A 25,437-nucleotide genomic window follows, 5' to 3' on the forward strand; every position below is an offset into this window, starting at 1 on the left:
AGTAGGGTCGTGGGGACGGTGACGACCAGGACAGGAGCGATGGTGGGCGACGAGGCGAGGACGACCGTGGATTCGATGGCGCAGGGGCGCTTCGGGGCCGTGCCGGGCAAGGTGCGGTTGGGCATCATCGGGCTGGGGGTGCAGGGCACCGCCTACGCGCGGATGATCGCCGAGGGGATGGCCGGGGATCTGGTTGTCGGCGCGGTCGCCGACATCGACGAGGCCGTGCGGACTCACGCGCAGGAGGTGTGCCCGGGGGCCCCCTTCTACACCGACTACCGCGAGATGATCGCCGGCGGAGACGTGGACGCGGTGGTCACCACGGTGCCGCACTACCTGCACCCGCAGATGGGTATCGACGCGATCAAGGCAGGGGTGCACGTGCTGGTGGACAAACCCGCCGGGGTCTACACCGCCCAGGTTCGCGAACTCAACGAGGTGGCCGCGGCCCACCCGGACGTGACCTTCGCGATCATGTTCAACCAGCGCAACAACCCGCTGTACCAGCGGATCAAGGAGATCGTCGACGGGGGCGAGATCGGCGCGATCCGGCGGTCCAACTGGATCATCACCACCTGGTGGCGTCCCGACGCCTACTACGGCGCCAGCGAGTGGCGGGCGACCTGGGGCGGTGAGGGCGGGGGAGTCCTGGTGAACCAGGCCCCGCACCAACTCGACCTATGGCAGTGGATCTGCGGGATGCCCACCTCCCTGGTAGCCAAGGCTGCGTTCGGGTTCCGGCGTGACATCGTGGTGGAGGACGAGGTGACGGTGCTGGCCGATTACGGCGACGGCGTCACCGGGGTGTTCGTGACCGCGACCCATGACCCGGCCGGCACCGACCGGCTGGAGCTCCTGGGGGATCGGGGCAAGATCGTGGTGGAGGGGTCCAAGACGGCGACCCTGACCCGGTTCGCGGCCGACGAGCGGGAGTTGTCGGCCCGTCTCAGCGTCGCCGAAGGGTTCAAACTCGCCGGCGGGGGCGATACCGAGGGCTTCTACACCACCGAGCAGATCGAGACCGAGTCGGCCTGGGGATCCCAGCACGCCGGCGTCCTGGCCAACTTCGCCTCCGCCGTCCTGCACGGCACCGAACTGCTCGCCCCGGGCGCCGATGGTATCAACGGTGTGCGGCTGGCCAACGCCGTGCACCTGTCGGCCTGGCTCGGCCAGGAGGTAGCCCTGGACTTCGACGAAGCCGCCTACCTGCGCGAACTCAACGCCCGGATCCGCGAGGAGGGGCTGTTCCCGGAACGGCCCGATCCCGGCGCATGAGGCCGCTCGGTGCGTCCGGCGGGGGTGGAGAGATGAGCCTGTGTCCGAGCCGACGCCAGGTACTCGCAACAGTTGGCCTGGGTGCCGGTGGCGCGATGTTGTTGAGCGCGTGCGGTGCCGAGGAGCAGGACGAAAGCACGGTGTCGGTGGGGGAGACCCTGATCGGACTGGAGGAGATCGGGGTCGGCGATTCGGTCTCGGTGCAGACTCCCGCCGGCGCCACGGTGCTCCTGACTCGCACGGATGAGGCCGACGTCGTCGCCCTCTCCGCGGTCTGTACTCACCAGGGCTGCACCGTCGACGTCGAGGAGGAGGAGGGGCGCTGCCCCTGCCACGGCTCCCGGTTCGACCTGCGTTCGGGAGAGGTCACTGCGGGCCCGGCGAAGGAGCCGCTGGAACGAATCGCCGTCGAGGTCATCGACGGGCGGATCGTCACGGCCTGACCTGACCGGGCGTCCCGGGTTGCCCATGTCCCTCCATGATGCGCCGTTCCTCCAGGGTTCTAAGGTGGTGCTGACGTGATTGACACACCGGTCACCGACATCAGCGTGACTGCACCAGGAGGGGGCAGACCATGAATCCACCCGAACCGCAGGAACCATCCGGCGCCGGTAGCGACGACGACGGCCGCAGCCAGGCCCCGGCGCACCCCGGCGACACCCCTCAGTACACTGAAGGTGGGACTGCCCCGCAGGGGGCAGAGGCCGGCGGGGAGGGGGTTGCGTACGCACAAGGCCCCTCCGGCCCGGTGCCCCAGGCAGGGCCGCCGACCGAGCCGCCCTCCCAGTCCGGGAGCGCCGCAGCGCCGGACGTTCCAGGTCGCGCCGACGTTCAGGACGCCCGGGCCCAAAGCAGCCAGGGGGGTTATGCCGCCCCGCCGGGTGGCTACGCCCAGGGTGGTGACGCCACGCTTCACGGTGGCCAGGGCGGGTACGGCCAGCCACAGGGCGGTTATGGCGCGCCCCAGGGTGGCTATGCCGGACAGCAGGGTGGTCACGAGCACGGTGGCTACGGTGCACCGCAGGGTGGCGACGGAACACCTCAGCGTGGATACGGCGCACCCCAGGGTGGTCCGCCGCAACCCGGATCAGGCGCCCCCCACGGGGCCCCGGGCTACCCGCAGCCCGGCACCCCGCTGACGGGTTCAGCATCCGGTCCGGGCCTGTTCGATCTCACTTTCGCAACCCCGCTCGCACCGCGCATCGCCCGACTCGGATTCATCTCGTTGTGCATCCTCGGCGGCCTGATCGCCCTGTCGGGTCTGGTCGAGTTCATCCAGGTAGCGGTGGCCACGAGCATGTACGGAGGCGGCTGGACCGTGGCCGTCTACTTCGTGAACCTGCTGGTCACGATCGCCATCGCGCTGGCGCTGGTCGTGCTCGGCCGGATGGGTATCGAACTGGTCCTCGCGGTGGTCGCAGGCCGTGAACGGGACAAGGGGTCGCAGGGCGGTCCGTCCCCGTCCTAGCCGTACTCGGCCGCGCCTGACCCACTGACCCGACGGGTCTCGTTGCGCGTACCTGTCTGAGTGATGGTCTCGACCGAGTCCGGGCTCCACAGGTACCCATCGAACGGGCCCGTATCCACAGCGCCGAAGCGAACCGTCTGCCCTGTCAGTGGTCGGCCCTACTATGGGAACAGATGTACGAACTGCGGATTCCCATGGAGGTGCCCGATGGCGACGGACGGGTCCCACACGCCGCGCCGTGGGTCCGGCGAATCCCTGATACGGGACCTCGCCGAACTGGAGGCGATCGTGGACCGGATCGCCACCGCCGACATCGCCGCTGAACGACTTGCCCATGCCGGACCGGTGCTGGGCTCGGCGGCGCTGCGCGTTCACGGCGCCGTCCAGCGCCTGGCGGGAAAGCGGCTGCAATGGTTGATGGCTGAGGAGGCTGACGGTCGATGGGCCCTGACCGGGGCACGAACCTACGCCACCCACGTGGCCCAGACGCACCGGATCACGCAGTCGGCGGCGAAAGCGGACGTGCGTCTGGCCAGGCAGTTTCGAGATGAGATCCAGCACTTCGATCGCGCGCTGCGTGCGGGTGAGGTCGGCTTGGAGCAGGCTCGCATCGTGGCCGCTGGTGCCCTGACGTCGCAGGAGAGGATCGCTGCGCTGGGCGAGCGCGTCTCCCTCGGGTCGGATCCCGAGGCCAGCGACAGCCGTGAGCACGAGCCAGCCAAGGATGGTGCTCACGATCCTGATGGCTCCGACGACGGCGGTGACCCCGGGCAGGATGATCAGCGCAACGTGCAGGACGATGCCGGAACCGCCACGGTCGAGGAGTTCCTGCTGGCTGAGGCGATGGTGCTGCGGCCCGCGCAACTACGGCACCTGGTCCATCACTTCGCGCGGGTAGCGGACCCGGAGGCGGACGAGCGTGGCTATCGAAAGTCCCAGGAACGCGAATACGTCGACATCGCGCGCACGCTCGGTGGCTTCCATCTCGCGGGCTTCCTGACCGAGGAGCACGGGCAGCAGGTGCGGCTGGCACTCGATGCGGTGATGGGCAAACCCGTGCGGGGCGACGCCCGCAATTCCGGTCAGCGCCGCGCACAGGGTTTGGCCGACATGGCGAGGGTGGTGCTCGATCAAGGGTTGGGCGGCACCTCGGCATCGGTGCGCCCGCACGTGGGTGTCCACATCGGCGCAGCAGAGTTCGCTCGGTTGTTCCGTGAGGCAGTCAGCGAGCAGGAATCACCGAAAGCACCCCCACCGGGCGCTGACCCACCAGTGGATAAGCCATCGGCCGGTCTGGCCTCATCACGGATCGCCACCGACAAACCGGCCCCGGATGAACAGCCCCGCTGGGACTGGAATGCGATCCTGCGCAGCGAGCCGGGCATGTGGACCGACGCCACCGGTCCGGTCCCAACGCCGGTGTTACGTCGGATGGCCAGGTGCGGGGACGTGTACCGGGTGCTGTTCTCCGCCAAGAACGAGGTGCTCAACCAGGGGCGGGCGCATCGGACCTTCACCGCAGCCCAGCGCCGGGCGATCGTCGCTCGAGACCGGCACTGTGTCTATCCGGGCTGTACGGCGCCGCCGGTCCTGTGCGAGACCCACCATGCCCTCGTGAAATGGTCCCGGGGCGGGACCACCGATGTGGCGAACGGGGCGCTGCTCTGCTTCCACCACCACGACCTGGTCGAGGCCCGACGACTCACCATGGCCCGACCCGATGGTGCCTGGCGGTTCTACCGACCCGATGGCACCGGGCTGAATGACCGCGCTGGCGGACGACTCACGCCGTGGAAAAAGCGCGAATAGGTCGTCAACTGGAGGGTTCCTCGAAATCGCTCTGCGCAGGATCGATGTCGCTCGGATCCTTGTCGACCCGCCAGCCGCGCCAGACCGGATGACGCAGCCTGCCCTCCGTGGTCCAGTTCGAAAAGGACACCTCAGCCACGCGTACCGGTTCGACCCAGTGTGCATCCCGGGCATCGATGGCAGGAATGCCGATGAGTGCCGGCGTCGGCCTGGCATCCTCGCGCAGGTGCGCAACCCATGCGCGCGCCTCCCGCTCCGTGAAGCCGGTGCCGACCCGGCCGACGTAACGCCAGCGACCCTCTCGCGTCGGGAGCCCCAGCAGCAGTGATCCCACCGCCCCCGAGCGCCCGCCCCGACCGGGCCGCCATCCGCCGACCACAACCTCCTGGGTGCGGCTGTGCCGGATCTTGATCCACGCCGAGCTCCGTTGGCCGGCCCGGTAGATGCTGTCCACCCGTTTGGCCACGATCCCCTCCAAGCCCTGATCGGCACTGGTGGACAGGGCCCCGGGGATGTCGCCCTCGAACGCGGGAGGGACCTGCACGGTGCGGGAAGGGGAGATGACCTCCTCCAGCAGGCTGCGGCGCTGGTGGTAGGTGAAGCCGGTGAGTTCGTGCCCGTCCATGGCCAGCAGATCGAAGAGCATCAGGTGCACACCCTGGCGCCGTGCCGCCGCTGCCACCTGATGACCCGTGGCCTGCATCCGCGGCTGCAACAACCCGAAGTTCGGCCGTCCTTGCCCATCCAGGGCCACCACCTCCCCATCGAGTACCACCGAGCTCGCATGCACCGCGTCCAGTACCTCAGCGACCTCGGGATACTGCGCGGTGGTCTCCAGACCCGAACGACCGAACACCCGGACCCCTCCGGGGCCCACATGCACCAGCGCACGGACGCCGTCCCACTTCATCTCCGCGGCCCAGCCCTCGGCGCCGATGTCCGCGAGGGTGCCCGCGGTGGCCAACATCGGCGGGATCGGGGTCACTGGCGCAGGATCGGTGGCTGGTGCGCCGGCGTTCGCTGGTGCGTCCGGCGCTGCTTGCGCGACTGCGGTGAGCGGGGCGTCCGGTGGGCTCGGCGCGGCCGGCGGGTTCGGGACGTCTGCGGGTTCCCGAGCCGCGAGTTCCTGCCCTCCTGCCTCGGTTGATCGGTCAGGTGCGCTACGGGAATCCGATGGCTCACCGGCGCTGGACGAGTCGTGGACCTCGGGCTGCTTCTTCATCAGGTGGATCAGCCACTGCTCGCGCTCCCCGCCGGTGCGGATCAATGCGAAACTACTGATCCGTCCGGGCCCGGACTGCTCCAGGCCGCCGCCTTCGGCGCCGGTGAGCGTGGCAATGACCTCGGCACCCTCGCGCCACTTCTGGATCTCGTACGTACCGTGATCCCAGATCGTGACCTCACCGGCGCCGTACTCGCCCTTGGGGATGGTACCGGCGAACGTGGCGTACTCCAGTGGGTGGTCCTCGGTCGGGACAGCCAGGTGATTGCGGTCCGGTGAGGTGGGAACGCCGCGCGGCAGCGCCCAACTGACCAGCACGCCGTCGCGCTCCAGCCGGAAGTCCCAGTGCAACCGGGAGGCATGATGCTCCTGGATCACGAAGCGGGGCAGCGCAAGGCCTTCGCCGTCGGCACCTCCATCACCCGGGTCGTCTCCGGGCACCGCCGGGGCGGGGGGCGAGAACGGTGGTGATGACGGCACCGGCGCCGGAACAGGCTCGGGTGTGCGTGCCCCATCGCGCTTGGCGCGATAGCGCGCGAGCCGGTCCGGCACCGGCGTCGTGCCGGGGGAGGCCCCCAGCGGCGCCATCGGATCCCCGCGCGCGGCCAGCAGGTCCAGCACCTCCTCGGGTGAGAGCTGACGCAGGTCCGGATCGGCCAGTTCCTCCCACGTGCGCGGCGCGGCGACGCGGGGCAGAGCGGTGCCGCGCAGGGAGTAGGGCGCCACAGTGGTCTTCTTGGCGTTGTTCTGCGACCAGTCCAGGAACACCTTGCCCGCTCGGGCCGCCCGGGCCATCCGGGACAGCACCAGATCCGGATGATCGGCCTCCAGGCTCCGGGCCAGTTCCCGCGCGAGCGCACTGGCCTGTTCCGAGGTCACCGTGCCCGGTAGCGGGGCGTACAGGTGGATGCCCTTGGAGCCGCTCGTGACCGGGTACGACTCCATGCCCATCCCGGCCAGGATCTCCCGCACCAGTCCGGCCACGTGGGCCACGGTGGTCAACTCCACCCCCGGACCGGGATCCAGGTCCAGGACCAGCCGGTCCGGGTTGGCGGCGGCGCCATCGGCATCGAGTCGCCACTGCGGCACATGCACCTCCAGGGCCGCGATCTGGGCGAACCAGGTCAGCGTGGCGCGGGAGTCCACCACTGGATAGGTCGAGACGTGATCAGAGTGCTGCACATCGGCTCGGACCACCCACGAGGGGGTCCCGGCGTCCAGGTCCTTGCTGAAGAAGGAGTCCAGTGGGCGGCGTGCCGTGCCGACCCCCTCCACCCAGCGTTTGCGAGTGGCCGGGCGGCCCAGGCAGTGCGGCACCATGACGTCGGCGACCTGGGCGTAGTAGTGCGCCACCTCGGCCTTGGTGGTGCCGGTCTGGGGATAGAGCACCTTGTCCAGGTTGGTCATGCGCAGCCGGCGTCCATCGACGTTCACGATCGTCTCCGCGCGAGCCATGCTGCCTATCGTGCTGGCTGCGCGCCCTCGTCGCTAGCCGTGCCGACCTGCGGCGCGCCCCCGGACCACGGCGCCGACCCGGGCCCCCGGTCCGCAGGCGTGCGCTGGTGACCCTCCGCCGGCGGACGCCACGCGCTCGGGTGCCTCCCGGCGTCGTCCATCCCGGGCCCGCGCTGCCCTTGGCGCGTGGTGAACCCTCGCCTGCGGGCACCGAGTGGTGTTGACTGGCTGGCGGGAGAAGGGAGCAGCATCATGCGGTCCATCTGGAAAGGGTCCCTGACGTTCGGGCTGGTGAACGTACCGGTCTCGGTCTACAGCGCTACGGAGTCCCACGATGTTCGTCTGCGCCAGGTGCATGACGCCGACGGCGGGCGCATCCGGTATCAGCGCAAGTGCGAGGTATGCGAGCAGGTGGTCCCGTTCGAGAACATCGATAAGGCCTACACCGACGGTGAGAGCATGGTGGTCCTCACCGACGAGGACTTCGCCTCGCTCCCGGCGGAACGCTCGAAGGAGATCACCATCCTGGAGTTCGTGCCCAGTGATCAGGTCGACCCGATCATGTTCTCCAGTGCCTACTACCTGGCCCCGCCGGGGGAGATGAGTAAGGCGTACGCGCTGCTGCGGCGCACGCTCGCCGAGACCGACCGCACCGCAATCGTGTCCTTCACGTTGAGGCAGAAGACCCGGCTCGCCGCCCTGCGGGTGCGCGACAACGTGCTGATGCTGCAGACCCTGCTGTGGGCCGACGAGATCCGCCAGGCCGACTTCGCCGCCACCACCGAGGAGGTCAAGATCACGAAGAAGGAACTCGACATGGCCGCCAATTTGGTGGGGTCCTATGAGTCCGACTTCGATCCGGAGTCCTTCACCGACGATTATCAGAAGGAATTGCGCACCCTGATCGAGGCGAAACTTGAACGCGGCGAGGGCTTCGAAACCACTGAAATTGCACAGGAAGAGGGTGCTGAGGTGGTCGACCTGATGGAGGCCTTGCGCCGGAGCGTGGCCCAGTCCAAGGAGCGCAAGGGCAAGGCTGAACGCGGCAAGTCCGCTTGAAACGGCTAGACTGCTGCGGCAGCCCAACCAGTCCGCCCTGGAGGTCGACTCCTTTCCCATGCTGTCCGTGCCAACGCATGTGCGCGTTAACAAATGAGTGGTAAACCCGCCCTGAGCCCAGCTTCCACCACTCGCGATCCCGGATCACGCAGTAATCCCGCGAACACCGATTCCCCGGTGTTGGCCACGCTTGCGCGCCTGTTCCCCTACCTCAAGCCTGCCCTCCCGCGCCTGATCGCCGGGATGGTCTGTGCCCTCGGTGCCAGTCTCGCCGCCCTCGCGGTGCCGCAGGTGCTGGAGTGGGCGGTGAACGAGCCGCTGCTCGGTTCGGTCTCCAGCGGGGAGACCTCCGGCCTGTGGATCGCGGTCGCGATGGTGGCCGGCCTGGGTCTGCTGGAGGCGGTGCTGATCGCGTTGCGACGCTGGTTCATCCTGGTGCCCGGCACCCGGGTCGAGGCGAATCTGCGGATGTCGATGTTCACCCACCTGCAAGACCTCCAGGTCGCCTTCCACGACCAGTGGCCCGGGGGGCAGTTGCTGTCCCGGTCCATGTCCGACCTGAGCACGCTGCGCCGGTTCCTGAGTTTCGGGATCGTGATGCTGGTGGTCAACGCCTCCACGATCGCGGTGGGCACCTACCTGATGATCCAGCTCGGTGGCGTGCTCGGTGTGGTGTTCCTGGTGGGTGCGCTCCCGGTGATCTACCTGTCCTTCCGGTTCTCCTCCCGGTTCCGCCACATCGCCCGGCTCTCCCAGGACCAGGCCGGGGACCTGGCCACCACGGTGGAGGAGTCGGTACACGGCATCCGGGTGCTCAAGGCGTTCGGTCGGGGCCGGGAGGCTTACTACTCCTTCTCCGCCCAGGCCGATGAACTGCGTGGCACCGAGATCCGCAAGGCGCGGGCGATGTCGGCGTTCTCCTTCGCGATCACGACGATTCCGGAGGTGGTGCTGGGCATTACTGTGCTGGCCGGGATCTACCTGTACACCCAGGGGGATGTCACCGTGGGTGCGCTGGTGGCCTTCTTCGCCACCGCCGCGGTGATGGCCGGGCCGGTGGAGCAGATTGGTGAGCTGATGGCGATGAGCCTGACCGCCAAGACCGCCGTGGATCGCTACTTCGAGGTGCTGGACAGCCCGAACCTGGTGACCGATCCGGCTGACCCCAAGGAGGTCACCGACCCGCGGGGGGAGATCACCTTCGACGGCGTCCGCTTCCACTTCGCCGACGCCCCCTTGGTGGAACCGGTACCGCAGGGCCGGCCGGACCAGCCGGTGGAGCCGGCCCGGGCCGAGGTGCTCGCCGGGGTGGACCTGGCGGTCCGCCCGGGCGAGACGATGGCCCTGGTGGGCCTGACCGGCTCGGGCAAGACCACGATGGCCTCCCTGGTCCCGCGCTTGTACGACGTGACCGGGGGCTCGGTACGCATCGACGGGTTGGACGTGCGGGAGATGGCGCGGCGCCACCTGCGCACCATGGTTTCGATCGCCTTCGAGGACGCGACGCTGTTCTCGGCCTCGGTGCGCGAGAACGTGCTGCTCGGCGCCCCGGCCGGACAGGACGGCGAGGAGGACCTGCAGCGTGCGCTGACCATCGCCCAGGCCCACTTCGTGCACGAGCTGCCCGAGGGTGTGGACACCGTGATCGGGGAGGAGGGGTTGAGTCTGTCCGGTGGGCAGCGCCAGCGCCTCGCGCTCGCCCGGGCGGTGGCCGCACGGCCCACCGTGCTGGTGCTTGACGATCCGCTCTCCGCACTGGACGTGACAACGGAGGAAGCGGTCACCGACCACCTGCGCAAGGAACTGGCGCAGACCACCACCTTGATCGTGGCGCACCGCCCCTCCACGGTGGCGCTCGCCGACCGGGTCGCGGTGCTGCAGGAAGGCAGGATCGTCGGCATCGGAACCCACTCCGAGTTGCTGGCCGGCAACGATCACTACCGGTTCGTCATCTCCTCCCTGGTCGCCGACGAGCAGTACCAGCGCGAGCAGGAGGAGTACGACAGCCAGCAGTTGAGGTTCGACCGCAGAGCCGATGACGAGGTCGACGACGGTTTCGAGGACGAGGGCGCCTACCGCGCCACCCAGGAGCACAACCGATGAGCCGCGCGACGCCGGCGCCCGCCCGTGAGAACAACGCCCCCCGTGGCCCCGAGGAACCGCCCCAGGGCACCGCGGGGGAAGAGGACTACAACCTCGACAGACGCCGGTCCAAGGCGGTTCGGTCCCGGTCCCTACGCCTCCTCGCCGACCTCCTCCGCCCGATGTGGGGACTGTTTGCGCTCACCGTCGTCGTGGTCGTGATCTCTCAGGCCGCACGGGTGGCCGGCCCGGCGCTGGTGGCGATGGCGATCGACTACGGGCTCCCGGCTGCGGCCGAGGGGGACTGGCTGATCCCCTCGGTGATCGGAGCGACCTACATCCTCACCGCGATCGTGGCAGGAGTGTGTACGGCAGCCTTCATCAGGTTGGCGGCGAAGGTCTCCCAGGCGGTGCTGCTGGACCTGCGTCAGCGGGTCTTCCGCCACACACAGCGGCTCAGCCTGGAGTTCCACGAGAACTACACCTCCGGCCGGATCATCGCCCGGCAGACCTCGGACCTGGATGCGTTGAAACAACTGCTGGACTCCGGGATCGTCTCCCTGGCCCAGTCCATCCTGTTCATGACCTTCACCGCCCTGTCGCTGTTCCTGCTGGACTGGCGCTCGGGGCTGGTGCTGGCTGTGGCGATCCTGCCGGTGTGGGCGGTGACCCGTTGGTTCCAGTTGCGCTCCCAGGTGCTCTACCGCCATCAACGGGTGGCCTCGGCGCGCCTCATCATCAGCTTCGTGGAGAACATGACCGGTATCCGGGCGGTCCAGGCCTTTCGCCGGGAACGCACGAACAACGACGCCTACGGCGACCTGACCGAGGTCTACCGGGACAACACCGCCCGCACGATGGGCTTGAACGGGATCTACGACCCGGCGCTGAAACTCATCGGGAACCTCACCGTCGCCACCGCCCTGGCCGTCGGTGGCTTCCGCGTGCTGGACGGCTCGATGGAGGTGGGAGTGCTGGTGGCCACGCTGCTGTACACCAACCGCTTCTTCCAGCCGATCACCCGGATGGCGATGTTCTACAACTCCTTCCAGTCCGCGGCAGCGGCCCTGGAGAAGATCTCCGGGCTGTTGGAGGAGGTCCCCACCGTGCGTCAGGCGGCACACCCCGTGCCGCTTCCGCGAGCCCGTGGTGAACTGCGGTTCAACAAGGTCACCTTCGGCTACGGCGACGGACCGATGGTGTTGCCGGAGTTCGATCTGCACTTCCCACCGGGGCAGACGGTGGCCCTGGTCGGGGCCACCGGTGCGGGCAAGTCCACCGTGGCCAAACTCATCGCTCGCTTCTACGACGTGACCTCCGGTTCGCTCACCCTTGACGGCGTCGACCTCCGCGAGATCTCCACCCGGGACCTGCGCCGCGCGGTGGTGATGGTGACGCAGGAGGCCTACCTCTTCTCCGGGTCGGTCCGTGACAACATCGCCCTGGCCCGCCCGGACGCCACCGACGAGGAGGTGGAGGCCGCGGCCCGGGCTGTGGGGGCACACGAGTTCATCACCGCGATGCCCGACGGCTACGACACCGACGTGAACAAGCGCGGTGGGCGGGTCAGCGCCGGGCAGCGCCAACTGATCTCCTTCGCCCGGGCCTTCCTGGCCGACCCGGCGGTGCTCATCCTCGATGAGGCCACCAGTTCCCTCGATATCCCGGGGGAGCGGCAGGTGCAGCGCGGACTGCAGACGCTGCTGGCCGACCGCACCTCGCTGATCATCGCCCACCGTCTCTCCACCGTGGAGATCGCCGACCGGGTCCTGGTCATGGAGGGCGGGCGCGTGATCGAGGACGGGTCCCCGGCGGACCTGACGTCCGGGACCGGGCAGTTCGCGGCGCTGCACACGGCGTGGCGTGATTCGCTGGTGTGAGTGACGCGCGAGGCGGGTGCTGCCAGGATGGGCACATGACATCGCACACCGGCCCTGACAACGGCGACCGGGACGCTGGCGGGCCGGCAAGCCCGGACGCGCAGGCCCCGGGAGCGCACGATCGGGGCCCGGGGGGTGCCGGTCGAGCGGGTTCCGAACGCCACAGAGACCCTGCCGCGCGCAAGGACCGTTCCGATGTTCCGCCGGCCTGGTTGCGCACGTCGGCGCTGGTGACCGGCAGTGCCGTGCTCATCATCCTGCTGGTGCTGGTGGCTGCTGCCACCCTGCCGTCCTGGTGGGCCTCGACGGTAGGTCGCCAGGTCGATGGTGTCTCCGCAGCCGGCATCCTGTGGGGCCTGTTCTACGGCGTGGTGTTCACCTTGGTGCCGATGGTGCTGATCCTGGTGGCGATCCGGGTGCACTGGCACTGGAAGGTTCGCCTCGGGGTGGGTGCGGGCGCGCTGCTGCTCCTGCTGCCGAACCTGCTCACCCTGGCCGTTGCGCTCGCACTCTCCGAGAGCACCCGGGAGGCACGGACCGTGCTGACCGTACAGGCCCCCAACTTCGGTGTCGCCACACTGATCGGGGTGCTGACGACGCTGCTGCTGGGCGGTGGGGCGGCACTGCTGATCTACCGCATGGGAGCCTCCCGGCGGGAGTTGCGCGACCTGCGCGGGCAGGCCGGCCAGAACTGACCTCGCGTACGCATCCTGCGCCGATCCCGTGCAGGTGAGGACAATCCCGTCCGTGCCGACGGTGCCGCTGCCCGAGGGTGCGTACAGTGGACCCCGGTACGACTCGGTGAGCAGATCGGCGATCCAAGGAGTAGGTGCGTGCATAGGGCTGTCCGGAGTCTCTCGGTAGCGATGGCCGCCGCCCTGGTGCTGGCCGGCTGTACCGGTGGGCGGGAACTCGAACCCGAGCCCACCGGTCCGGTACCGCCGCCACCCCCGATCGCCGCGACTCACGCTCCGGACGAGGTTCCGGCGTTGCTCGCCTCGCACGAACCCGAGGAGATGGCCCTGGCCGTGAGCGAGCGCTACTTCGCCTCCGCGCACGTGGTGGTGATGGCCCCTGCGGACGACGAGGCCGCAATCGCGCGGGCCGCGTCGATCTCGATGGCGGCGGGAACTCCGTTGCTGCTCACCGGAGGCCCTGGTAACGGCTTGGCGGTGGAGTCCGAACTGGTTCGGTTGAGCACCCACTCAGTCATCACCGTCGGGGCTGTGGACGTGGCGGATATCGATGTGACTGCCCTGGACATCGTGCCCGCGCCGGCCGATGCCGGTGACCTGGGTGAAATCCTCGGCCTGGACCTGACCGCCGTGGACGGGTCGCACCTGGGGCCCGAGCGCGCCGAGGCGCCGGAGGGGCCTGCTCAGGACCCGGAGGACACCGACGGCGACGGCGCGGGCGAGGACGGGGCGGAAACAGAGGGCTCCGTATCCGGAGACGACGCCGCGGGCTCTGCCAGCACCGACGGCACCGACGGCACCGACGGCACCGACGGCACCGACGGCACCGACGGCACCGACGGCACCGACGGCACCGACGGCACTGCCGACGACGACAGCGACGCCGGTGGCGAAGGTTCCGGCACGGGCGACTCCTCGGCCACGGACGAGGATTCGGCCACCGGTGCTGACGAGGCGTCCGGGGATCAGACCTCCGGGGACGAAGCACGTGAGGGGCAGGACGGCGAGGACGAGGACGCCGACGGCGAGGACGGTCAGGACGGCGACGGTGCGGAGGGTGCCGATGCGAACGGTGGTGCCGCCGGTGCGGACAGTTACGTCGAGGCGCTGACCAACATGGATGTGGGTGAGGTGCTCGACGTCGAACTGGCCGATGACACCACGCCGGAGCCGGTCGGCGAACTCAGCCCCACCGAACCGACCGAGCGCCTGGACGGGCCGATGGTGCTGGCCGATGGTGAACCCGGACAGGCTGCCGCGATCGGGATCGCCCGCGCCGCCGGTGCCACGGTCATCCTCACCGAGCAGATCAACTCCGAGCCCGAGGTGATGGGGCAGATCTCCGGCGCTGACTCCATCCTGGGCCTGGGCACCAGTTTCGGGGACGATGCCGAGTTCAACTGGCGGGTCCTGACGGCCGCCACCGGGACCGAACTGCCTGGCGGAGGTCAGGAGGTCTTCGGCGGCAAGCGGTACATCGCGTTGTACGGCCACCCCGTGACGCCGCTCCTGGGCATCCTGGGGGAGCAGGGCACCGAGGAGACGATCGACCTGGCCGCCGAGTACGCCGAGCGCTACACCGGACTGACCGAGGATCAGGTGATCCCGGCGCTGGAGATCATCGTGACCGTGGCCAGCACGGGCGCCGGTGAGGACGGCATGTACTCCAACGCCTGGCCATCGGAGACGTTCATCCCCTTGATCGAGGCTGCTGAGGAAGCCGACCAGTACGTGGTGCTGGACTTCCAGCCCGGGCGCAACCACTTCGTGGACCAGATCGAGAGGTATGAGGACCTGCTGGCCTACCCGCACGTGGGCGTGGCGCTGGACCCGGAGTGGCGCCTGCTCCCGGACCAGGTGCATCTATCGCAGATCGGGCACGTAGAGGCCGAGGAGGTCAACGAGGTGGTCGACTACCTCGCCGAGTTCGTCATCGAACACGACCTACCGCCGAAGATGCTCATCCTGCACCAGTTCCAGATCCAGATGATCCGGGACCGGGACCAGGTGGACACTTCGCGCCCCCAGGTGGCGGTGCTCATCCACGCCGATGGTCAGGGCCCGGTGCCCAGTAAGTTCGATACGTGGAACGCGCTGCACCGGGACGCGCCGGAAGGAATCGCCTGGGGATGGAAGAATTTCATCGATGAGGACTCTCCGATGATGACCCCGGAGGAGACCTACGACGTCGAGCCCGTCCCGGAGTTCGTGAGTTACCAGTAGCCGATGACCGATCAGACCAACGAGCCGCGACACGACGGCGATCGCACTGCGGATCGCCCCGGCACCGAGGCGCAGGCGGGGGAGCGCCGGTTCGCGTGGTGGCACGGGCTGCGGCCACTGACCCGACGCGCGATCCGGGTGGGCACAGCGGTCCTGATGGCGCTGCTCGTCTCGATCGGATTCGCGGTCTCCACCGCCTCCTACACGGGGTCGCTCGGACCGCACGTCGCCGAGTACAGCACCCGCCTGAACGGGGAGATCCGCGTAGACATGGGCCCGCTCGGATCGCTGGTGATCGCCTCGCCCCTGCCGGCCAACCTGGGCGTGAACGTGCTGGTGCGGGAGATCCCCGACCAACTCACCAGTGACGACGCCGACCCGATCGCCGGGTTGATGGCGGACCTGAACTCCTACAACCAGTTCCTGGCCAATCCCCAGGCAACGATCGACGACGCGGCTCGTGGCCTCATCGGTGACGTCGTGGGCCGGGCCGTGGTCACGCTGTCGGTGCTCCTGATGGCGATCGCCCTGAGCAGACTCGTGGCCCACGGCGTGCTACGGGAGGCACTCAAGAGTGCGTGGCGCCAACCAGGAGTGCCGTTCGTGGCGCCGACCCTGGCGGTGGTCCTGGTGATCCTGCCGCTGACCGACCTGACCCGCAGTTTCGGTCTGGAGGGGCGCAGTTCCCCGGTGCTGGCCGGGACAGCGCTGGAGGACGCCCGGATCACCGGACGGTTGGCCACGATCGTCGACTACTACGGCGGCATGGTGGTACGTGCGGTGGAGGACAACACGAGCTTCTACGCCGATGTGGAGTCAAACCTCATCGCGGCCTACGAGGCCAACCCCGCGGCGCTGGCTCCACCGGTCCGGCCGGCCCCGCTGGTGGAGGATGAGGATGGCGATGTCGAAGACACCGACAGTGGTCAGGATGCCGGTGGTGCTGGAGACACGAACGGCGCCGAAGGCACCGACGGTGGGGAGGCCACTGACGATGGCGAAGCCACGGACGGTGGGGCCACTGACGATGGCGACGCCCCGGAGGCTGAGGGCATCCAGGGCGCGGACGGGACCGACGACGGGGGGACCGGGGGCGCTGACACCACCGATCCGGGCGACCTGGGCGATGCCGTCAGGCTGGACGAGGACGAGGTAGGGGCTCCCGGAGATGGCGATGCGGAGTCGGCCCAGCCCGATCGCGCCCAGTCCCTGGCCTTCACCGACCCCGACGCCGAGTACGCCACCTTCCTGATGGTCGCGGACCTGCACTGCAACGTCGGGATGGCCCCGGTGATCGGCACCGCCGCCACCCTCGGCGAGGTCGATGCCATCCTGAACGCCGGCGACACGGTGATGAGCGGCACGTCGGTGGAGTCGTTCTGCGTGAATGCCTTCGCCGACGAGATCCCGTCCGGACTTCCGGTGATCGTCGCGGACGGCAACCATGACTCGGTGCTCACCGCCGAGCAGGAGCGCGCTCGGGGATGGACGGTCCTGGACGGCGACGTGGTCGAGGTGGCCGCGGTGCGAATCCTGGGTGACACCGACCCCACCCTGACCGAGATCGGCACGGGCACCCGACCGGAGCGCGACGAGACAGTGGTGGAGATGGGCGAGCGGTTGCGCGCGCAGGCGTGTGAGTTGCAGGAGGAGGAGTCCGGTGCGGACATCCTCCTGGTGCACTCCCCGCACGCGGGCCGGCAAGCCCTCGACGCCGGCTGTGTGCCGATGAACCTGTCGGGCCACATGCACACCCAGCGCGGGCCACTGCAGTTGGGCTGGGGCGTGCAGTACGTCTCCGGGTCCACCGCGGGCGCCACACTGGGCCGGCCCACTGTCGGGCCACTGCAGGGCACCGCGGCGATGACCATGATCCGCTGGAACCTCACCGAGGGGATCCCCGACCACTACCGACTGATCCACGCCGAGCCCGATGCTTCGGTGAGCCTGGGCCCCTGGTTGAACTTCCCGGCCCTGCCGACCGAGCACGTCGACCCCACCGCCCCGGAGCCGGAACCGGAGCCGGAGATTCCCGACGGCGTCGAGGAGCCGGAGGATGTTGAGGAGGGCGACCCCAGCGCACCCGACCAGAACCTGCCCGAGGACGATGAGGCGATCCGCGAGGAGAGCTGAGGTCAACAGCCGCGCTGATCATTCATACTTGGCTGCAGGTCGCACCGAGAGGATCCCAGGTGAGCGCGAGCGGAATCGACGAAGAGCAGGTGGACGTTGCCGGGGCGCACGTCGCCACGGCGCACCAGCGTGCCGGCGGGGCGACCCCAGGCTTCGGCCTGCTCCTGGTGATCACCGGGGTCGTCGGTGCCCTCGCCGCCGTCGCGCTGACCCTCGATTACATCAACGTGCTGCGCGACCCCACCTACGTCCCCACCTGTGACCTCAATCCGCTGGTGGGTTGCGGGGACTTCCTCGGCAGCCCGCAGGCCTCTGCGTTCGGGTTCCCCAACGTGGTGATCGGGATGCTTACCTTCCCGGTGGTGGTCACGATCGGGGTGATGCTGCTCGCCGGTGGACGGGCACCGCGCTGGTTCTGGCGCGCCATGGTGGTGGGCACTGCCTTCGGCGTGGCCTTCGTCAGTTGGCTGCAGTATGTGTCGTTCAACGTGATCGGGGCCCTGTGCCCGTACTGCATGGTGGTCTGGGTGGTGATGATCCCACTGTTCGTGCACACGGTGGCCAGGGCCGCCCAGAACGGTGCCATCCCGGCCAGTACCGCGACAGCGATGTTCCTGGTGCGCTACCGCTGGGCCCTGACGGGCCTGTGGTACCTGCTCGTCGTCGCCGGGGCCATGTTCGGACTGGGGGACCGGCTGCTACTGATCTTCTGACGATCAGCCGTGGTGCTGACGACGGGAATCGTCCCGGATCACCCCGACCAGTTCCTCGATCACGTCCTCCAGGGTGACCAGGCCGAGCACCGGGGCGCGGTGGGCAGGCCCCTCGCTGTCGTGCACCAGCGCCAGGTGTGCGGAGGAGGCCTGCATCACCCCCAGCACGTGCTGCAGGGAGTCGGTGACGGTGACTGAGGGCAGCTCCCGCACGATGGCCGGGTCGATCGGCTGCTTGCGCTTCTCGGCATCGTTCTGCAGCAGGTCCTTCAGGTGTACGTATCCGCGCATGGTGCCATCGGGCATCCGGATCGGGAAGCGGGAGAAACTCTCGGCGCTGACCTCCTCCGCCTGGGCCGGGGTGACGTCCGGTGGGAGCGTGCGGACCGTGTCGATGGGTAGCAGCACCGAGCGGGTGGAGCGTTCCCCGAACCGCAGCGCGCCCTGGAGCAGGCGTTCGTCGCTGAGTTCGATCATCCCGCCGCTGCGTGATTCGGCCACCAGTTCCGAGACCTCGTTCCGGGTGAAGGCGGAGGTGACCTCCTCCTTCGGCTGGACCCGGAGCGCGCGCAGCACCAGGTTGGCCAGTTCGTTCAGGGTCCACAGCACCGGGTAGGCGAGCCAGACGATCCCGGCCAGGATCGGCGCCAGGATCAGCGCTGACTTCTCCGGGCCGGCCAGCGCGATGTTCTTGGGCACCATCTCCCCGAGCACCACGTGCAGGAACGTGATGAGGACCAGGGCGATCACGAAGGCGATCGGGTGCGTCAGCCCGGCTGGTACCCCGATCTGCTCCAGTGGTCCGGCGATCGCACGCTCGATGGCCGGCTCGGAGATCACCAGCAGCAGCAGTGAGCACACCGTGATGCCCATCTGCGCGCCGGCCATCATCAGCGAGACCCGCTCCATCGCCCGCAGGGTGATCTTGGCGCGCCGGTTACCGGCCTCCACCATGGGTTCGACCTTGGTGCGCCGGGCGGCCACCAGCGCAAACTCGGCGCCGACGAAGAACGCGTTGAACAACAACAGGAACCCCGTGATGGCGATGGCCCAGCCTCCACTCATGACCGTGCCCCCTCGTCCTCGTCTGCGTGGCTCGGCTCCCCGTCGCCTTCGGGCTCGGGCGGCTCGTAGGGGCCCAGGGTGCGCAGGCGCAGCCGGTCCACCCGGTGGCCGTCCATCTCCAGCACGGTCATCGCGATCAGCACACGCGGCTCACCGGGTGTCTCGGCACTGGCGAAGGTGACCTCGTCCCCGGCCTCGGCGAGCCGGTCGAGCAGGTCGGCGATCAGGCCGCCGAGGGTGTCGTAGGCCTCGTCCTCGGGTAGTTCGATGCCGATCACCTCGCTGGCCTCGTCCACCCGCAGCAACCCGGACAGGTCCCACGAACCGTCCGGGCTGTGCACCGGGTCGGACTCGGCGTCGTGCTCGTCGCGGACCTCACCGATGATCTCCTCGACCAGGTCCTCCAGGGTCACGAGCCCATCCAGGTCGCCGAACTCATCAATCACCAGGGCCATCTGCAGACCACCGGAGCGCAGATCGTCCATCAGTTGATCGAGTTCGAGGGATTCCGGCACCAGGGTTGCCTCGGTGAGGATGGCGCTGACCGGGGTGGTGGCGCGCTCCTCGAACGGCACCTTCAGGGTGCCGCGTACGTGGACCAGCCCGTCCACCCGGGTCTGGGTGTGGCCGTTGTCCTGGATGGTCTGCAGCACCGGGAAGCGGGAGTAGCCACTGGTCTTGGCGGCGTTGACGAGGTCCGCCAGGGTGTCGTCGGGGCTGAGGCTGACGATCTGGGACCGGGGCTTCATCGCCTCACTTGCGCGAAGGTCGCCGAACTCCAGGGATCGTGCCACCAGTTCCGCGGTGTCCTCGGCCAGCGTGCCCGAGCGGGCGGAGTGGCGTACCAGCGCGGAAAGTTCCTCGGCGCTGCGTGCGGAGGCGAGTTCCTCCTGGGGCTGGATGCCCAACAGGCGCACGATCCTGTTCGCGGTGCCGTTGAAGAACCGGATCGGCCAGGCGTTGATCGTGGTCCACACCCGCTGGAAGCCCGCGATGAACCGGGCGGTCTGCAGCGGGCGGGCGATGGCCAGGTTCTTCGGTACCAGTTCACCGAAGATCATCGTGGTCCCGGTGGCCATGATGAGCGCCAGGGTCAGGGAGAGGGGGCGGGCGCGGGAGGGGTCGATGCCCACGTTCTCCAGTACCGGCTGGAGCAACCGGCCGATCGCCGGTTCGGAAACCCAACCGATCAGCAGGTTGGTCACGGTGATGCCCAGTTGAGCGCCGGAGAGTTGGGTGGACAGGGTCCGCAGGGTAGCGAGCACACCCTTGGCGCGGCGATCGCCGGTAGCTGCTTGCTTCTCCACGGCCGAGCGGGGGACGGTGATGAGCGCGAACTCCGCGGCCACGAACCCGGCGCCGCAGGCGATCAGGACCAGCGTCAGGAGAATGAGGAGGACGTCCATCTATGGCACGTCCGGGGAGGTCAGGGAGGGGCTATGCCCCTCGGTACTGTCAGGGTCCGCGTCGGAATCTGCGGTCTCGCTCGGTGCAGATGTGACGTCGGTACTGTCAGAGTCGCCGGTGGCGCCCATGATCTCCATTCCTCGAAACGGCGGCGGACCGGTGCGGCCCGACTGAGCAGCATGCTACACAAACGTCCGCGCGAACCGCACGCATGGTGGAGATTGTGTGCACGCACACTCATTTGCCCGTGCCCGTGCCCGTGCCCGTGCCCGTGCCCGTGCCCGTGCCCGTGCCCGTGCCGGGACCGGGCCCGGACGGCGGGCCGGGGCGGGCGGTCGGGATCCGGTGCGGACCTCGTCGCCCCACCTGGCGTCTACACGACGCAGCGCACCAGAACCCGGGCGTGCTGCGTCGTCGTCGGCTGTCTGCGGGGCCCGCGGGCCCCGGGGGGTGCTCAGGACATCCGCTGCTCGGCGCGGTCCCCGGACCAGTCGGTGTGGAAGGTGCCCTCATCGTCGATGCGCTCGTAGGTGTGGGCGCCGAAGTAGTCGCGCAACCCCTGTACCAGCGATGCGGGCAGGCGGGAGGCGCGGGCGGAGTCGTAGTAGGCCAGCGCCGAGGCGAACCCGGGGATCGGCACCCCCGCGCTCCCGGCCTTGGCCACCACGGAGCGCCAGCCGTCCTGGGCCTCGGCCAGACCGGCGTTGATGCTCGGTGCGGACAGCAGCGTGGGCAGGTTCTGGCCGGCGTACTCCGACCGGATCCGCTCCAGCAGCCGGGCCCGGATGATGCACCCGGCGCGCCAGATCTTGGCCACCCCGGCCACGTCCACGTTCCAGTCGTACTGCAATGACGCCGAACGGATCAGGTCCAGGCCCTGGGCGTAGGCGATCACCTTGGCCGACCACAGCGCCTGCCGCACCGACTCCACGAACGCGGCGCGGTCGCTCACCTCGATCCCCCCGGTGGGCCCGGCCAGGGACTCCCCGGCGGCGGCACGCAGGTCGGAGTGCCCGGAGACGGAGCGGGCGAAGACCGACTCCGCGATCGTATTCACCGGTACACCGAGTTCGAGGGCGATCTGGACCGTCCAGCGTCCGGTTCCCTTTTGGCCGGCGGAGTCGGCGATCACGTCCACCAGGCCCTGTCCGGTGCGGGCATCCATCTGGTCGAGCACCTCGGCGGTGATCTCCACCAGGTAGGAGTCCAGGTCGCCGGAGTTCCAGGTGCGGAACACGTCGGCGATCTCGGTGTTGCTCATGCCGGCGACGCGCAGGATGTCATAGGCCTCGGAGATGAACTGCATGTCCGCGTACTCGATGCCGTTGTGCACCATCTTGACGAAGTGCCCCGCCCCGTCCGGGCCGATGTAGGTGCAGCACGGTTCGCCCTCGTAGACCGCGGCGATGTCCTCCAGGATCGGACCCAGGGCCTCGTAGGCCTCCGGGGATCCGCCGGGCATGATCGAGGGGCCCTCCAGGGCTCCCTCCTCACCGCCGGAGATCCCGGCCCCGACGAAGTGCAACTTGTGCTCGCGCAGTGCCGCTTCCCGGCGCCGGGTGTCCTCGTAGTGGGCGTTGCCGCCGTCGACCACGATGTCGCCCTCTTCGAGCAGCGGGATGAGGGAGTCGATGGTGGCATCGGTCGGGCCGCCGGCCATCACCATGAGGATGATCCGGCGCGGGCGCTCCAGGCTGGCGACGAAGTCAGCCAGTTCCGTGGCGGGCACGAAGGTGCCCTCGTGGCCGTGGTTCTCGATCAGGTCGTGGGTGCGGCCGGGGCTGCGGTTGAACACCGCGACGACGTGGCCGCGGCGGGCGATGTTGCGCGCGAGGTTGCTGCCCATCACAGCCATCCCGATGACGCCGATGCGGGCGGAGGCCTCAGTGCTGGTCATAGTGCTCTCTCCTGGTTGTGGCCTGGGGCCCGAAGGTCAGGCGTAGGGGATGGACTCTTGGTCGAGGATGTCGGTGAACGCCTTCCACGCGGTCCGGAACAGATCCGCACCGGAGACGTCCCCCGAGGTGGTGTGTGACTCCAGGTGGGGCTCGAGGGAGAAGAATCCCTCGAAGTCATCGGCCCGCAGGGATCGGATGGTCTCCAGGACCTCACCGTCGCCCTCGCCGGCGGGGACCACGACGCCGTCGGAGGCTCTGGCGTCCTTGATCTGCACGTACTCCAGATGCGGGCGGAGTTGTTCGTAGGCGTCGGTGTGCGGACGGATGCCCGCCTGGACGAAGTTGGCGGGGTCCCAGGCGAGCTTGAAGCGATGGGAATCAACGGCGGTAACCAGGTCCAGGCAACGCTCGGGGACGTCGCCGTAGATCTCCATCTCGTTCTCGTGCAGCAGGGTCACGCCGGCGGGCTCGGCGAGTTCGACCAGGGCGCGCAGGCGGCGGATGACCTCGTCGCGGGCTTCGTCTGGGTCGATCTCGGGGCGCTGGAAGAAGGAGAAGATGCGGATGTAGGGGGCCCGGAAGTGGTGGGCCACCTCGATCGCCCGGTGCATCCGGTCCAGGTGCGCCGGGAAGTCGTCGTCGATGAAGATCTTGCCGATGGGCGAGCCGATCGCGGAGACCCCGAGGCTGTGGTCGGTGAGGATGTCGCGGGCCTGGCGCAGTTGATCGTCGGTCAGGTCCAGGACGCCGGTGTCCCAGGCACTGCGGATCTCGATGAAGTTCAAGCCGAGTTCCCGGGCGACCGTGCATTGCCGGGTGAAGTCGGCATCGATCTCGTCGGCGAATCCAGACAAGGTCCACATAAGGCGATGGGCTCCCGCGATGGGGTTGGTCAAGTATTCCTATCGTGCCGTTGGCAGCCTACCGGCTGCCAACGGGTGCACGTGGCAAACGGTTGCCATCATGGTCGTCGGGATCGTAGGCTCGGTGATCGTGCACAGGACCGGCGGACGACGGTCGACGACGATCTACGACGTGGCCGAGGCCGCGGGCGTGGCGCCGTCGACGGTGTCGCGGGCGTTCTCCCGACCGGGCCGGGTCAATGCCGAGACCGCGGAGCGCATCCGCACGATCGCCGCCGAGTTGGGGTACCGGGCGAACCCGCAGGCACGGGCGCTGTCCACCACCCGCACGATGATGCTCGCGGTGGTGCTGGCGGACGTGACCAACCCAGGGTTCTTCGACCTGGTGCGCGGGGCCGGCTCGGCGGCGCGGGAGGCGGGTTACACGATGATGCTCGCCGAGTCCCAGGAATCGCCCGAGCGTGAACGCGAGATCCTCGAGGCGATGGCCGCGAGCGCGGACGGGATCGTACTGGCCGGGGCGCGGATGTCCGACGCCGGGATCCGCCAGATCGCGAAGGTCACCCCGATCGTGATGGTGAACCGTGACGTGACCGGGGTGCCGAGTGTGGTGGTGGACCTGGCCCGCGGGGCACACGCCTCGGCCGAGTACCTGCACCGCCTGGGTCATACGGAGGTGACCTATCTGTCCGGTCCGGAGGCGTCCTGGCCGGATGGGATGCGCTGGCACGCGCTGCGCGAGGCCGGCGTGCAGTTGGGGATGCGGATCCGCCGGTCCGGGCCCTACCGGCCCACCGTGGCCGGGGGAGTGCGCGCGGGGATGAGTTGGTGGGAGGCGTCGCGGGCGGGATCGGCAGGCACCGCGGTGGTGGCCTACAACGATCTGCTGGCGATCGGGTTCATCCGAGCGGTGAGCAAATCCGGTGGGAGGATTCCCGACGACGTCAGCGTGGTGGGGTTCGACAACACCTCCTCCGCCGAACTCATCACGCCCGAACTCACCACCGTGGCGGCACCGATGCATGAGGTGGGCGTGACCGCGGCCACCAATGTGATCGCACTGGCGCGGGGGGCGACCTCGACGCGGTCCGAGCCGGTGGTGGTACCGACCAGGCTGGTGCAACGCGACTCCTGCGCGGCGCCGGGGCGGTGAGACTGGCTCTTCGGGCGTCGCAACCGTGGTTGTGCTGGTTGTCCACAGATTGCGCTCGAGGGCTGGTCGAGCAGGCGTGGTTGTGGAACTGTGTCCGGTATGGCCAGGGGGCACACGCACAGTAGCGGGGTGGAATCAGGGCTGCCCGGCGATGGGCGAAGCCACGGGTGGGGTCGCGGATGGGGCCGCGGGTCGGGCCCGCAAAGGGGCCGACGACGGTGGTGGCGCGCCGTAGCGGTGGTGGCAGGTGCGGTTCTTGCCGGCGCGGGATTGGTCGGGTGTGACGGTGCGAACGCCGAGCCAGAGCCGGACCGGGAGCCGACGACCACGCAACCCGAGGAGCTGGCGACGCCGGATCCGGAGGAGACCGACTCCGAGCCCGGTGATGACGAGCCGGGACCCCAGGATTATCCCCACCCCGAGCCCGGTCCGGACATCGACGATGAGGGTCAGGCCGGTGCGGAAGCCGCGGCGGTGTATTTCGTGGAGTTGTTCTCCTATATCCACGCCACCGGTGACTTCGAAGCCTGGGATGAACTCACCACGGAGGACTGCAATTTCTGTGATGGTGTCCGCTTATCCGTCGCTGAACTCTATGCATCGGGTGGATATGAGATCACAAACCCACCAGTTATTCGCGAGGTCAACTCTAGGGTGTGGGAGTCAACGCCCGGCGACTACCTTGTGGATTCAGTGATCGAGGTAGCGGCATCCGAGACTTACGATGCGCGTGGCGATTCGATGGATGCTTTTCCAGCGGAGACGGTGCGGGTACTCACGGTGGTCAAGTATGACGGCGCGCGTTGGTTCGTTGTTGGGGCGGACGCCGAGGACTTGGTATGAGGAGAGTTTTGGCGGCCCTGCTGCTTGCGCCACTGGCTGGTACGCCGAGCGGTTCTCTCGGTGGGGACGCGGACGCTTCGCGGTGGGGCGGCTATGCCGGCGATCAGTCCGACGAATTATTCGTGGGGGGCTGGATTCCCGAACGGCCGACTCAGCCTAGGTCGGCCGGAAACGGTCAGAACTATCTCCCTGGA

At 68.8% G+C, this 25,437-nt stretch carries 18 protein-coding genes; 13 read left to right on the forward strand and 5 right to left on the reverse strand.

Going from position 1 to position 25,437, the window contains the following annotated elements:
• Positions 1-18: 18 nt before the first annotated feature.
• The 4 genes from ACPL7H_RS04695 (at position 19) to ACPL7H_RS04710 (ending at position 4,552) form a co-directional block, all read left to right on the forward strand.
• A complete protein-coding gene (locus tag ACPL7H_RS04695) occupies positions 19-1,275 on the forward strand; it encodes a Gfo/Idh/MocA family protein (protein WP_424795933.1) in 1,257 nt (418 codons plus the stop codon).
• Between the two features lie 32 nt (positions 1,276-1,307).
• Complete coding sequence (locus ACPL7H_RS04700) at positions 1,308-1,718, forward strand: ubiquinol-cytochrome c reductase iron-sulfur subunit (RefSeq protein WP_424795934.1); 411 nt, start codon at positions 1,308-1,310, stop codon at positions 1,716-1,718.
• 131 nt (positions 1,719-1,849) lie between these two features.
• A complete protein-coding gene (locus ACPL7H_RS04705; RefSeq protein WP_424795935.1) occupies positions 1,850-2,743 on the forward strand; it encodes a DUF4282 domain-containing protein in 894 nt (297 codons plus the stop codon).
• Between the two features lie 207 nt (positions 2,744-2,950).
• Positions 2,951-4,552: a DUF222 domain-containing protein gene (locus ACPL7H_RS04710; RefSeq protein WP_424795936.1), complete on the forward strand. Its 1,602-nt coding sequence runs from the start codon at positions 2,951-2,953 to the stop codon at positions 4,550-4,552.
• A 4-nt stretch (positions 4,553-4,556) separates the two neighbouring features.
• Here the strand turns inward: ACPL7H_RS04710 and ACPL7H_RS04715 are convergent, their stop codons facing one another.
• Complete coding sequence (locus ACPL7H_RS04715; protein WP_424795937.1) at positions 4,557-7,229, reverse strand: ATP-dependent DNA ligase; 2,673 nt, start codon at positions 7,227-7,229, stop codon at positions 4,557-4,559.
• A 252-nt stretch (positions 7,230-7,481) separates the two neighbouring features.
• Between ACPL7H_RS04715 and ACPL7H_RS04720 the strand changes: the two genes are divergently transcribed.
• The 7 genes from ACPL7H_RS04720 to ACPL7H_RS04750 all read left to right on the forward strand — a co-directional run bounded on the left by ACPL7H_RS04720 (position 7,482) and on the right by ACPL7H_RS04750 (position 18,014).
• Complete coding sequence (locus tag ACPL7H_RS04720; protein WP_424786241.1) at positions 7,482-8,288, forward strand: Ku protein; 807 nt, start codon at positions 7,482-7,484, stop codon at positions 8,286-8,288.
• 93 nt (positions 8,289-8,381) lie between these two features.
• Positions 8,382-10,391, forward strand: coding sequence for an ABC transporter ATP-binding protein (locus ACPL7H_RS04725; RefSeq protein WP_424795938.1), 2,010 nt, complete (start codon positions 8,382-8,384; stop codon positions 10,389-10,391).
• Positions 10,388-12,250 (forward strand): ABC transporter ATP-binding protein, encoded by a 1,863-nt coding sequence (locus tag ACPL7H_RS04730; RefSeq protein ID WP_424795939.1) that lies wholly within the window; start codon positions 10,388-10,390, stop codon positions 12,248-12,250. The genes ACPL7H_RS04725 and ACPL7H_RS04730 overlap by 4 nt, the downstream gene beginning before the upstream one ends.
• A gap of 35 nt (positions 12,251-12,285) precedes the next feature.
• Complete coding sequence (locus tag ACPL7H_RS04735) at positions 12,286-12,945, forward strand: hypothetical protein (RefSeq protein ID WP_424795940.1); 660 nt, start codon at positions 12,286-12,288, stop codon at positions 12,943-12,945.
• A gap of 138 nt (positions 12,946-13,083) precedes the next feature.
• Complete coding sequence (locus ACPL7H_RS04740) at positions 13,084-15,168, forward strand: hypothetical protein (protein ID WP_424795941.1); 2,085 nt, start codon at positions 13,084-13,086, stop codon at positions 15,166-15,168.
• Between the two features lie 3 nt (positions 15,169-15,171).
• Positions 15,172-17,301 (forward strand): metallophosphoesterase, encoded by a 2,130-nt coding sequence (locus ACPL7H_RS04745; RefSeq protein ID WP_424795942.1) that lies wholly within the window; start codon positions 15,172-15,174, stop codon positions 17,299-17,301.
• 59 nt (positions 17,302-17,360) lie between these two features.
• Entirely contained in the window at positions 17,361-18,014 is a 654-nt protein-coding gene (locus tag ACPL7H_RS04750) for a vitamin K epoxide reductase family protein (protein WP_424795943.1), read from the forward strand.
• A 3-nt stretch (positions 18,015-18,017) separates the two neighbouring features.
• Here the strand turns inward: ACPL7H_RS04750 and ACPL7H_RS04755 are convergent, their stop codons facing one another.
• The 4 genes from ACPL7H_RS04755 to ACPL7H_RS04770 all read right to left on the reverse strand — a co-directional run bounded on the left by ACPL7H_RS04755 (position 18,018) and on the right by ACPL7H_RS04770 (position 23,247).
• The gene (locus ACPL7H_RS04755; protein ID WP_424795944.1) at positions 18,018-19,079 is read right to left on the reverse strand and encodes a hemolysin family protein; all 1,062 of its coding nucleotides are present in this window, start codon (positions 19,077-19,079) and stop codon (positions 18,018-18,020) included.
• Positions 19,076-20,485: a hemolysin family protein gene (locus ACPL7H_RS04760; RefSeq protein ID WP_424795945.1), complete on the reverse strand. Its 1,410-nt coding sequence runs from the start codon at positions 20,483-20,485 to the stop codon at positions 19,076-19,078. Before ACPL7H_RS04760 ends, ACPL7H_RS04755 begins: the two co-directional genes overlap by 4 nt.
• Before the next feature lie 455 nt (positions 20,486-20,940).
• A complete protein-coding gene (gene gndA, locus ACPL7H_RS04765) occupies positions 20,941-22,383 on the reverse strand; it encodes an NADP-dependent phosphogluconate dehydrogenase (protein WP_424795946.1) in 1,443 nt (480 codons plus the stop codon).
• Positions 22,384-22,419: 36 nt separating this feature from the next.
• Positions 22,420-23,247 carry a sugar phosphate isomerase/epimerase family protein gene (locus ACPL7H_RS04770; protein ID WP_424795947.1) on the reverse strand — a complete coding sequence of 276 codons (828 nt, stop codon included), beginning with the start codon at positions 23,245-23,247 and terminating at the stop codon, positions 22,420-22,422.
• A 100-nt stretch (positions 23,248-23,347) separates the two neighbouring features.
• Here ACPL7H_RS04770 and ACPL7H_RS04775 point away from each other — a divergent pair, with 100 nt between their 5' ends.
• Positions 23,348-24,400 (forward strand): LacI family DNA-binding transcriptional regulator, encoded by a 1,053-nt coding sequence (locus tag ACPL7H_RS04775; RefSeq protein WP_424795948.1) that lies wholly within the window; start codon positions 23,348-23,350, stop codon positions 24,398-24,400.
• Between the two features lie 237 nt (positions 24,401-24,637).
• Complete coding sequence (locus ACPL7H_RS04780; RefSeq protein ID WP_424795949.1) at positions 24,638-25,243, forward strand: DUF6318 family protein; 606 nt, start codon at positions 24,638-24,640, stop codon at positions 25,241-25,243.
• Positions 25,244-25,437: the final 194 nt, after the last annotated feature.

Source organism: Pseudactinotalea sp. Z1732, from assembly GCF_049724975.1.
In the GTDB taxonomy this organism is placed as follows: domain Bacteria; phylum Actinomycetota; class Actinomycetes; order Actinomycetales; family Beutenbergiaceae; genus CALKWS01.